The sequence below is a fragment of the Streptomyces sp. NPDC058307 genome, assembly GCF_042880295.1.
GTDB lineage: Bacteria > Actinomycetota > Actinomycetes > Streptomycetales > Streptomycetaceae > Streptomyces.
The window spans coordinates 90,165-100,600 of sequence record NZ_JBHVYZ010000007.1 but is presented as its reverse complement, the minus strand read 5'-3'; the positions used below and the strand labels follow the sequence as shown (position 1 = coordinate 100,600).

Genomic DNA, 10,436 nt, shown 5'->3' with positions numbered 1-10,436 from the left:
CAAGAGCGCGGGTGCGACGGAGGCCGCGGCCAAGAGCACGCCCGCGACGAAGGACGCCTCCAGGAGCACGTCCGCGACGAAGAGGGCGGTCGAGAGTACGGCTGCGACGAGGACCGCCGCCGAGAACGTGGCCGGGGCCAGGAGCCCGGGCGTGGCGGAGGGCGCGGACAAGAACACGCCGGCGACGAAGGCCGCGGCCAAGCGCACAGGCGTCACGAAGGGCACGGGCAAGGATCCGGCCGCGACGAAGACCGCCTCCAAGAACCCGGACGTGACGAAGAGCGCGGCCACGGACACGGCTGTGGGCGAGGCCGTGGGGAAGAAGACCGTCGGAGAGGACACCGCGGTCGAGGAGACGGTCGCCACGGAGGCCGGGGTCCCGAAGGGGGACGCCGGGCAGGGCACCTCCGGGAAGAAGACCCTCAAGAAGAGGGCGGCCGGGAAGAGCACGGCCCACAAGGCGGGCGCGGCGAAGACCGCGAAGCAGACGGGAGCCACGACGGTGGTTGCGAAGAAGACCCCTGGCACGGCCACAGCGGCGAAGACAGCCCTACCCAACGCGCGTGTCGCCGCGGTGGAGCCCGGCGAACTCGCGGTGCGCCCCGGTGAGGATCCGTGGACGCCCGAAGAGGTCGAGGAGGCCCGCGCGGAGCTGACGGCCGAGGCTCTGCGGCTGCGCACCGAGATCTCCGCGTCCGAGGAGTCCCTGGTGGGGCTGATGCGGGACTCCGGGGACGGCGCGGGCGACGACCAGGCCGACACCGGGACAAAGAACATCACGCGCGAGAGCGAGATGGCCCTCGCGGCCAACGCGCGCGAGATGCTCCTGCAGACCGAACGCGCCCTGGGGCGTCTCGACGCCGGCACCTACGGCCTGTGCGAGAACTGCGGCAATCCCATCGGCAAGGCACGCATGCAGGCCTTCCCCCGGGCAACCCTGTGCGTGGAGTGCAAGCAGAAGCAGGAACGCCGGTACTGAGGGTCCTGGGAGGCGTGTCGTACCCTCGTCCTCAGTCAGGTACCTAGGTCGAGGGACTCACGTGGCAGAGGCGGAGCGCATCATCGGTACGCCGGATACCCCAGAGACGGCGGGGGCCGAGCCGGAGCAGCACCAGACGGCGCGGCCCAGGGGCAGGCGCCGTATCGCGGTGCTGTTCACGGTGGCCGCCTTCGCGTACGCCCTCGACCTGGTCAGCAAGATGCTCGTGGTCGCCAGGCTGGAGCATCACGAGCCGATCGAGGTCGCCGGTGACTGGCTGAAGCTCGAGGCGATCCGCAACGCGGGCGCGGCCTTCGGCTTCGGCGAGGCCTTCACCGTGATCTTCACGGTGATCGCGGCGGCTGTGATCGTGGTCATCGCCCGGCTCGCCCGCAAGCTCTACAGCCTGCCCTGGGCGATCGCGCTCGGGCTGCTGCTCGGCGGCGCGCTCGGCAACCTCACCGACCGGCTCTTCCGTTCGCCCGGCGTCTTCGAGGGCGCGGTCGTCGACTTCATCGCGCCCAAGCACTTCGCGGTCTTCAACCTCGCCGACTCGGCGATCGTGTGCGGCGGCATCCTGATCGTGCTGCTGTCCTTCAAGGGCCTCGATCCGGACGGGACCGTCCACAAGGACTGAGCGCGCGGTCGGGGCTGTCTCACCCGTCCGGCATACTCGACGGGTGAGCACCATTCCCGAGATCCGCACCCTGCCCGTGCCCGACGGCCTGGAGGGCGAGCGTGTCGACGCCGCCATCTCCCGCATGTTCGGCTTCTCCCGTACCAAGGCGGCCGAGCTCGCCGCCTCGGGGAAGGTCACGGTCGACGGGTCGGTGGTCGGGAAGTCCGAGCGGGTGCACGGCGGGGCCTGGATGGAGGTCGAGATGCCGCAGGCGCCCGCGCCCGTGCAGCTCGTCGCCGAGCCGGTCGAGGGCATGGAGATCGTCCATGACGACGACGACATCGTCGTGATCGTCAAGCCGGTCGGGGTGGCCGCGCACCCGTCGCCGGGCTGGACCGGGACGACCGTGATCGGCGGGCTCGCCGCCGCCGGGTACCGCATCTCCACCTCCGGTGCCGCCGAGCGCCAGGGCATCGTGCACCGGCTCGATGTGGGCACCTCGGGCCTGATGGTCGTGGCGAAGTCGGAGCGGGCGTACACCTCGCTCAAGCGGCAGTTCAAGGAGCGCACGGTCGACAAGCGGTACCACACGCTCGTCCAGGGCCACCCGGACCCGACCAGCGGCACCATCGACGCGCCCATCGGCCGCCACCCCCAGCACGACTACAAGTGGGCGGTCACCGCCGAGGGCAAGCCGTCCGTCACGCACTACGACCTCATCGAGGCGTTCCGCGCGGCCTCCCTGCTGGATGTGAAGCTGGAGACCGGGCGCACCCACCAGATCCGCGTCCACATGGCGGCCCACCGGCACCCCTGCGTCGGCGACCTGACGTACGGCGCCGACCCGACGCTCGCCAAGCGGCTGCGGCTGACCCGGCAGTGGCTGCACGCGGTGCGGCTCGGCTTCGAGCACCCCGGGGACGGGGAGTGGGTGGAGTTCGCGAGCGGCTATCCGGAGGACCTCCAGCAGGCCCTGGACCTGGTGCGCGAGGAGACCTACGGGTGAGCACGCACGCGTACGCGGTGCGGGTCGCCGAGGACCCCGCCGACCGTGAGGCCTGCTTCGCGGTGCGCAAGGAGGTCTTCGTCGGCGAGCAGGGCGTGCCCGAGGACATCGAGTACGACGCCTACGACGCCGTAGCGGTGCATGTGCTGGCCGTGCGCGAGGACGGGGTGCCGCTCGGGACCGGGCGGCTGCTGTTCGGCGAGGCGGCGGCCGGGAAGACCGGCGGTGACGCGTCGGTGGGGTCGCTGGGGCGGCTTGCCGTGACCCGGGAGGCGCGCGGGCTCGGGGTGGGGGCCGCGCTCGTACGGGCCGTCGAGGAGGCGGCACGCGCGCGTGGGCTGACGGCTGTGGACCTGCACGCCCAGACGCATGCGCTGGGGTTCTACGAGCGGCTCGGGTACGTGGCGTACGGGCCGGAGTTCCCGGACGCGGGGATACCGCACCGGGCCATGCGGCGGGTTCTCTGACGGTCCGCGGGAGCGGCGGTCGGGAGGGTTCGGGCGTTTTGCGGGCAGACTGAAGGGACCGTTGGTTCGTCGATCTGCCCCGGAGTCCTGACCGTGGATCAGTTGGCCCTGTTGTTCGTGTTGTTGCTGGGGGCTCTGATCAGTGTCCCGGTGGGGGACCGGTTCGGGTTGCCGGCGCCGGTGCTGATGACCCTGCTCGGCATAGTGCTCGCGGTGCTGGACTTCGTACCGAATGTCGACATCCCGCCCGAGCTGATCCTGCCCATCCTGTTGCCGCCGCTGCTCTACGCGGCGGTGCGGCGCACCTCCTGGCGCCAGTTCGCGGCCAACAAGCGGCCGATCTTCCTGCTCGCCGTCGCGCTCGTCTTCGTGACCACCCTGTGTGTCGCCGTCGTCGCCCACGCGATCGTGCCGGGGCTGCCGATCGCCGCCGCCGTCGCACTCGGCGCGCTGGTCGCCCCGCCCGACCCGGTCGCCGCGACCGCCGTCGCCGGCCAACTCGGGCTGCCCCGCAGGCTGGTGTCCATCCTGGAGGGCGAGGGGCTCTTCAACGACGTGACGGCGATCGTGCTCTACCACGTGGCCGTCGCCGCCGCGGTGAGCGGCTCGTTCAAGCCCGGCGAGGCCGTCTTCGAACTGGTGCTCTCCGCCGTGGTCGCCGTCGCTGTGGGCCTCGTGCTGGGCTGGGGCGCCAACAAGCTGATGGATCTGCTGGGCGACGCCACCCTCCAGATCGGGCTGACGGTGCTCGTGCCGTACGCCTCCTATGTGCTCGCCGAGGAGCTCCACGGCTCCGGTGTGCTCGCCGTGCTGACCACCGCCCTGTTCCTCGCCGAGTACGGCTCCGACGCCGACGACGTGATGACCCGGCTGGCCGGGCACACCTTCTGGGACATCGTCGACACGCTCGTCACCGGCGTGGCTTTCGGGCTCATCGGGCTCGAACTGCACAACGCGATCCGGACCGCGTCCGGGCGCTGGGGCGAGATGCTCGGCTGGGCCGCGGCGATCGTGGCCGCGGTCGTCCTCGTACGGCTGGCGTGGCTGATGCCGGCCACCTGGCTCACCAAGCGGATGCACGCCAAACGGGACTACGACGAGGAGATCCCGACCAGTTGGCGGGAGACCGTCATCATGTGGTGGTCCGGGATGCGGGGCGTGGCGTCGGTGGCGCTGGCGCTGGCCATTCCGCTGGAGACCGACTCGGGGGCGGGCTTTCCCGACCGGGACGAGATCGTCTTCATCGCGTTCGGGGTGATCATGGCCACACTGGTGCTCCAGGGGCTGACCCTGCCGTGGCTGGTGAAGCGGCTGGGAGTGCGCGCCGACACCGAGCGGGAGAAGGAGTTCGAGAAGGCCCTCGCGGTCCGGGCGGCGAAGGCGGCCAAGCGGCGGCTGCGGGAGATCGAGACCGTGGAGGAGCTGCCGGAGGAGCTGTCCGAGCAGATGCTGCGGCGGGCGTTCGAGATCGGCGTGCGGATCCATCCCGAGATGGGGGACGAGGAGCGGCGCGAGGCCCGGCGGCGGCTCAAGCGGATGCGGCGCATCCAGGGCGAGCTGCTGAGCGCGGCGCGGCACGAGGTGCTGGCGGCGCGGAGCGAACCGGGGGCCGACCCCGAGGTCGTGGACCGGGTGCTGCGGCACCTGGACGTCCGCAGTCTGCGGTGAGTCCGCGGAAACCGGGGTGACCACCCCAAGTACGCCTTTGTAGGCTGCGGTTATGGCTCGCAATGTGGTGATCAGCGGTGGCGGTACGGGAATCGGACGCGCGGCGGCACAGGTGTTCGCCGCGGAAGGGGACCGGGTGCTGCTGCTCGGGCGGCGTGCCGAGGTGCTGGAGAAGGCCGGGGTGCCCGGGGCATTGACGTACGCCGCCGATCTCGGTGACGTCGACCAGGTGCGCGGGGTCGTCGCCTTTGTGGAGCGCGAACTCGGCACCGTGGACGTGCTGATCCACAGCGCCGGAGGCACAGGCCAGCTCGAACCGCCCGCCCACAGCTCCGATCCCCTCGACGCCGTCGCGCACGACTGGACCGTGAACTTCCGGCTCAACCTGCTGACTGCCGCGCTCCTCACCGAGGGACTGCGCGACCGGCTCGCCTCACCGGGCGGGCGGGTGCTGTTCGTCAGCTCCATCGCCGCGTACCGGGGGTCCGGCAGCGGGGCGTACGGGGCGGCGAAGGCGGGGCTGCATCCGTACGCCCATGATCTGGCCCGGGAGTTGGGGCCGCGGGGGATCACCGCGAACGTGGTCGCGCCGGGGTATGTCGAGGACACCGAGTTCTTCGGGGCGGCGATGGACCCCGCGCGGCGGGAGCGGCTCATCAATGACACGTCGACGGGGCGGGCGGGGACGCCCGGGGATGTCGCGGCCACCCTGCACTGGCTGGCCTCCCCGGGCGCCGGTCACGTGACGTCGCAGATCGTGCAGGTCAACGGCGGGGCAGAGCGCGGCAGGTGACCGGAAGCCCTCTGGGCGGTCGCCGTGACGGACCTACCCGCGGCCGGTGCCGATTCGTGGGGCTTCCGCGCCGTCGGAGTTGTTGCTCTCCGGCCGGTGGCCGTTCCGCGACCGGAATCCCGGGGCCAGTGTCGCGTCCGCCGTGTTGACCCGGGGCAGGGCGTACGGGTGGTTGTCGGTGAGCCAGCGGAGCATCTGCTCGCGGACCGTGACCCGTACCGTCCAGATGTCGTCGGCGTCCTTGGCGGTCACCAGGGCACGCACCTGCATGGTGTTCGGGGTGGTGTCGGTGACGGCGAGGCCGTAGTCGCGGCCGTCCCAGGCGGGGCACTCGCGCAGGATGTCCCGCAGCCGCTCGCGCATCAGATCCACCGGGGCCGTGTGATCGACGTGCCAGTAGACGATGCCGGTCATCTGCGGGGTGCCGCGCGACCAGTTCTCGAACGGCTTCGAGGTGAAGTACGACACCGGCATGGTGATCCGGCGCTCGTCCCAGGTCCTCACCGTGAGGAAGGTCAGGGTGATCTCCTCGATGGTGCCCCACTCGCCGTCCACCACCACGGTGTCGCCTATGCGCACCATGTCGCCGAAGGCGATCTGCAGTCCGGCGAACATGTTGCTGAGCGTCGACTGGGCGGCCACACCGGCGACGATGCCGAGGATTCCGGCCGAGGCCAGCAGCGAGGCACCGGCCGCGCGCATCGCCGGGAACGTCAGCAGCATCGCGGCCACCGCCATCACGCCGACGACCGCGGCGACCACCCGTGTGATCAGCGTCACCTGGGTGCGCACCCGGCGGACCCGGGCGGCGTCGTGGTGGGCGCGCGCGTAGCGGGTGTACGTCGTCTCCACGATGGCGGCGGCGATCCGGATCACCAGCCAGGCGGTCGCCCCGATCAGGATCAGCGTCAGCATCTGCCCGATACCGGCGTTGTGCCGCTGCGCCAGCCGCGCCTCGTCGTACGCCCCTCTCAGCATGGCGGCGCACAGCACGAGCATGTAGGGGATGCGGCCACGGCGCAGCAGACCCCACAGCGGGGTCTCGCTGTGGCGGTCGTCGGCCTTGCGCAGCAAACGGTCGGTCGCCCATCCGATCAGCAGGGTGAGCAGCACCGAGCCGCCGACCACGATCAGTGGGCGGAGTACGTTCTCCATGACCCCGAACCTAACCGGCCCGGGTCGGGCATGAACATGTGACTTCGACCGCGAAGTGGGTACGGCCGCCGCGATGTGTGGAACGGCACTGTCGGAGGGGGCTGGCACCATGGCCTCATGAACATCATGCTCTTTCACTCGACCTACGGCCTCCGGCCCGCCGTCCGTCAGGCCGCCGACCGGCTGCGGGAGGCCGGGCACGAGGTGTGGACGCCGGACCTCTTCGAGGGGCGCACGTTCGAGACGGTCGAGGAGGGCATGGCCTTCAACGAAGGGATCGGCAAGGACGAACTGCTCAAGCGGGCCGTCCTGGCCGCCGCCCCCTACTCCGAGCGCGGCCTCGTCTACGCCGGTTTCTCGCTCGGCGCCTCGATCGCGCAGACCCTCGCTCTCGGCGACGAGAAGGCCCGCGGACTGCTGCTCCTGCACGGCACGTCGGACATCGCACCGAACGTGACCGCGGACGAGCTGCCGGTCCAGCTGCACGTGGCCGAGCCCGACCCGTTCGAGACCGACGACTGGCTGAGCGCCTGGTATCTCCAGATGGGCCGCACCGGCGCCGACGTCGAGATCTACCGGTACGCCGGGGCCGGTCACCTCTACACCGACCCCGACCTGCCGGACTACGACGAGGAGGCCGCCGAGGCCACCTGGCGGGTGGCCCTCGGCTTCCTCGACAGCCTCTAGAGCGGCTCTATACCGGCGTGTACGTTCGCTCGACCTTCTGCGTGCCGGTCCGCGTGCGGTACGAACGCGCCCACGTGGAGGTCGCGTTCTGCTTCGTCTTGTCGGACACCACGTAGTAGTCCATCTGCGCCCGGTCGGCGGTGATGTCCAGGACGCCGTAGCCGTGGCGGTCGGTGTCGACCCAGTGGACGTGCCGGTTGGCGACCTGGATGACCGGCGCGGCGAGCGCGGTGACCGTGCCCTCGGGGACCTTCAGGAGGTCGTCGAGGTTGTCGGAGGTCACCGACGTGACGACGAACTCCGTGGCGGCCGAGGCCGACAGCGGGTAGGTACCGGCGTCCACCGGCACGTCGTTGGCCCACGCCATGTGGATGTCACCGGTCAGGAAGACGGTGTTGCGGATGGCGTTGGAGCGCAGGTGGGCGAGGAGTTCGCGGCGGTCGTCCGTGTAGCCGTCCCACTGGTCGGGGTTGAGGGCGAGGCCCTCCTTGGGCAGGCCCAGCAGCTCGGCGAGCGGCTTGAGCAGGTCCGCGGAGAGCGAGCCGATCGCGAAAGGCGAGATCATCACGGAGTTGCCGACCAGCCGCCAGGTCGTGTCGGAGGACTTCAGCCCCGCCTTGAGCCAGTCCAGCTGGGCGCGGCCCGTGATCGTGCGGTCCGGGTCGTCGACCGAGCCGTTGCCCACGGCGACCTGCTGCGAGCGGAAGGACCGCAGGTCGAGCAGCGAGAGGTCGGCGAGCTTGCCGAAGCGCAGCCGGCGGTAGGTGGTCCCCGCGATCGCCGGGCGTACCGGCATCCACTCGAAGTAGGCCTGCTTGGCGGCTGCCTGACGGGCCGACCAGGCGCCCTCCGCGCCCTCGGTGTGGTTCTCGGCACCGCCCGACCAGGCGTCGTTGGCGAACTCGTGGTCGTCCCAGATCGCGACGACCGGGGCGACCGCGTGCAGGGCCTTCAGGTCCGGGTCCGTCTTGTACTTGCCGTGCCGGATCCGGTAGTCGGCGAGGGTGAGTATCTCGTGGGTCGGCGCGTGCTGCCGTACGACGGTGTCGCGCGTGCCGTACTGGCCGGTGCCGTACTCGTAGATGTAGTCGCCCAGGTGCAGCCAGGCGTCCAGGTCGCCGCGGGCCGCGAGGTGGCGGTACGGCGAGAAGTAGCCGGCCTCCCAGTTGGCGCAGGAGACCACGCCGAAGCGGAGGTTCGTGACGACCGCGTCCGCCGCCGGCGCGGTGCGGGTGCGCGCCGCCGGGGAGTCGGTGTCGCCGGCCGAGAAGCGGAACCAGTAGTCGGTCGCGGGGGCGAGGCCGCGGACGTCCGCTTTGACGGTGTGGTCGGAGGCGGCGGTCGCGGTGACGGAGCCCTTGGCGACGACGGTGGTGAAGGCCTTGTCGCGGGCGACGACCCAGCCGACCTCGGTGTCCGGACCGAGCCCGGAACCGGGCACGGCCTCGGCGGTCGGGGTCACCCGGGTCCACAGCAGGATGCCGTCCGGGAGCGGGTCGCCGGAGGCCACGCCGTGCAGGAAGGCGGGGGCCTCGTCGGCGGCCCGGGCCGGCAGGGCGGCGGCCAGCGGTCCGGCCAGGACGGCGCCGGCCGCCGCGGCCTTGACGACCGTACGGCGGCGCGGTGACAGGGAGTTGGGGTGCTCGGATGCTCTGTATCGACTGGTCACGGCCGATCAGGTTACTGATCGGTATGAACGAGAGCGGGCGAACTCCCAAAAGTTCGCCCGCTTTTTGACTGAACGCCTGGATCCGCCGGGATCAGCCCTTCAGGGCCGCCTCCAGCGCTGTGTTGAAGTCGGCGACGGTCATCGGCGCGTTCTTGCCATCGGAACCGGTCACCTTCTTGCCGTCCATCATCAGGGTCGGCGTGCCGGTCACCCCGTCCTTGTTGAACTTGTCGGACATGTCCAGGGCCCACTTGTCGTAGGTGCCGTTCTTCACGGCGTTCTGGAAGGTCTTGTTGTCCTTCAGCTCCGGGACGGTCTGCGCGATCTTGATGAGGTAGGAGTCGTCCTTGAACTTGTCGGTGTCCTCGGCGGGGTGCCACTTCGTGGTGTACATCGCGGTCTTGTACTTCAGGAACGCGTCGGTGCTGACGTTCAGCGCGGCGCCGAGGGCGCTGAGGCCGTTCTTGGAGCCCTCGCCGCCGAGGTTGCCGTCGAGGAAGGTGGCGCCGACGTACTGGAGCTTGAACTTGCCGTCCGCGACGTCCTTGTCGACGGTCGAGCCGACCGTCTGCTCGAACTGGGCGCAGATGGGGCAGCGCGGGTCCTCGTACATGACCAGGGTCTTCTTGGCGGTGCTCTTGCCGATGACGACCGTCGTGCCGTTGGTGCCCGTGCTGTTGGCCGGCTTGACGAGCTTGTCGTTCTTGGCCGCTTCCCAGTAGCTGGGCTTGTTGGCCTGGACGACCGCGTAGCCGATGCCGCCGGCTATCGCCAGGACGCCGACGACGGAGCAGGCCACGATGACCTGCCGCTTGACCTTGTCGCGCTTGGTCTGGCGCTCGCGCTCCTGCCGCAGCCGCTCACGGGCGGCGCTCTTCGAGGCCTGGCTGTTCCGCTTGCTCATGGTGGTGTTCTCCATCAAGGGGACGCGCACACGTCGTGTGCGGGGATACGTAGGTCGGGACTGGTGGTGCTCGGACGCTGTCCGGTTCAGGCGACAGCGGTCGGGCACGGCGGTCCACGCCGTCCCAGGGAGTGCACGAGGATCTCGTCGAACACGGCGGCCGTACGGCGGCCGGGGCGCACCGGGCGGGCCGGTTCCGGCGCCGACCGCACGGTCAGCGCGGCGGCCGCGAGGAGAAGCGGCCGGAAGGTCGTGGCGGCCACGGCCCGCAGCAGCTGGGCCAGGGCCCGCTCGCCGCGGCGCAGCCAGGCGGCCGCGAGCAGGCCCACGCAGACATGGGCGCCCAGCAGCAGCCAGGCGGTCTGCGGGTCGGCGTGGGCGAGCAGACCGCCGAGCCGGCCGGGGTCGGTGCCCTCCCCCCCCCCCCCCCCCCCCCCCCCCCCAAAGTGGGGCGGGGCGCCCCCCCCCCGGGATTTGGGGCCCCGGGCG

At 71.0% G+C, this 10,436-nt stretch carries 10 protein-coding genes and 1 pseudogene; 7 read left to right on the top strand and 4 right to left on the bottom strand.

All coding sequences use genetic code 11. The features are described from left to right. Positions 1-151: 151 nt before the first annotated feature. The 6 genes from ACFVYN_RS07970 to ACFVYN_RS07945 all read left to right on the top strand — a co-directional run bounded on the left by ACFVYN_RS07970 (position 152) and on the right by ACFVYN_RS07945 (position 5,532). Positions 152-979, top strand: a complete 828-nt coding sequence (locus tag ACFVYN_RS07970) for a TraR/DksA C4-type zinc finger protein (protein ID WP_389994114.1) — start codon at positions 152-154, stop codon at positions 977-979. Positions 980-1,040: 61 nt separating this feature from the next. Continuing rightward, positions 1,041-1,616, top strand: a complete 576-nt coding sequence (gene lspA, locus ACFVYN_RS07965) for a signal peptidase II (RefSeq protein WP_389994111.1) — start codon at positions 1,041-1,043, stop codon at positions 1,614-1,616. A 43-nt stretch (positions 1,617-1,659) separates the two neighbouring features. Then, positions 1,660-2,604 (top strand): RluA family pseudouridine synthase, encoded by a 945-nt coding sequence (locus ACFVYN_RS07960; protein WP_389994108.1) that lies wholly within the window; start codon positions 1,660-1,662, stop codon positions 2,602-2,604. Beyond that, positions 2,601-3,071 carry a GNAT family N-acetyltransferase gene (locus ACFVYN_RS07955; protein WP_389994105.1) on the top strand — a complete coding sequence of 157 codons (471 nt, stop codon included), beginning with the start codon at positions 2,601-2,603 and terminating at the stop codon, positions 3,069-3,071. Before ACFVYN_RS07960 ends, ACFVYN_RS07955 begins: the two co-directional genes overlap by 4 nt. Positions 3,072-3,164: 93 nt before the next feature. Then, complete coding sequence (locus ACFVYN_RS07950; protein ID WP_389994103.1) at positions 3,165-4,739, top strand: Na+/H+ antiporter; 1,575 nt, start codon at positions 3,165-3,167, stop codon at positions 4,737-4,739. A 52-nt stretch (positions 4,740-4,791) separates the two neighbouring features. Then, a complete protein-coding gene (locus tag ACFVYN_RS07945; protein ID WP_389994100.1) occupies positions 4,792-5,532 on the top strand; it encodes an SDR family NAD(P)-dependent oxidoreductase in 741 nt (246 codons plus the stop codon). A gap of 33 nt (positions 5,533-5,565) precedes the next feature. On the opposite strand, the gene ACFVYN_RS07940 is transcribed toward ACFVYN_RS07945, so the two are convergent. Further along, the gene (locus ACFVYN_RS07940) at positions 5,566-6,687 is read right to left on the bottom strand and encodes a mechanosensitive ion channel family protein (protein ID WP_389994097.1); all 1,122 of its coding nucleotides are present in this window, start codon (positions 6,685-6,687) and stop codon (positions 5,566-5,568) included. A gap of 117 nt (positions 6,688-6,804) precedes the next feature. On the opposite strand from ACFVYN_RS07940, the gene ACFVYN_RS07935 reads away from it, so the two are divergent. Beyond that, a complete protein-coding gene (locus tag ACFVYN_RS07935) occupies positions 6,805-7,374 on the top strand; it encodes a dienelactone hydrolase family protein (protein ID WP_389994095.1) in 570 nt (189 codons plus the stop codon). Between the two features lie 7 nt (positions 7,375-7,381). Here the strand turns inward: ACFVYN_RS07935 and ACFVYN_RS07930 are convergent, their stop codons facing one another. From ACFVYN_RS07930 to ACFVYN_RS07920, 3 genes and pseudogenes are all read right to left on the bottom strand, one after another. Beyond that, positions 7,382-9,043 (bottom strand): alkaline phosphatase D family protein, encoded by a 1,662-nt coding sequence (locus tag ACFVYN_RS07930; protein ID WP_389994092.1) that lies wholly within the window; start codon positions 9,041-9,043, stop codon positions 7,382-7,384. A 91-nt stretch (positions 9,044-9,134) separates the two neighbouring features. Further along, a complete protein-coding gene (locus ACFVYN_RS07925; protein ID WP_389994089.1) occupies positions 9,135-9,947 on the bottom strand; it encodes a thioredoxin domain-containing protein in 813 nt (270 codons plus the stop codon). Positions 9,948-10,033: 86 nt separating this feature from the next. Then, positions 10,034-10,436, bottom strand: a pseudogene (locus tag ACFVYN_RS07920) (hypothetical protein); the annotation flags it as partial.

Excerpts from the sequence above, each read along its gene's own strand:
- ACFVYN_RS07925 (WP_389994089.1), bottom strand. The coding sequence starts at position 9,947 with ATGAGCAAGCGGAACAGCCAGGCCTCGAAGAGCGCCGCCCGTGAGCGG.
- ACFVYN_RS07940 (WP_389994097.1), bottom strand. The coding sequence starts at position 6,687 with ATGGAGAACGTACTCCGCCCACTGATCGTGGTCGGCGGCTCGGTGCTG.
- ACFVYN_RS07935 (WP_389994095.1), top strand. The coding sequence starts at position 6,805 with ATGAACATCATGCTCTTTCACTCGACCTACGGCCTCCGGCCCGCCGTC.
- ACFVYN_RS07945 (WP_389994100.1), top strand. The coding sequence starts at position 4,792 with ATGGCTCGCAATGTGGTGATCAGCGGTGGCGGTACGGGAATCGGACGC.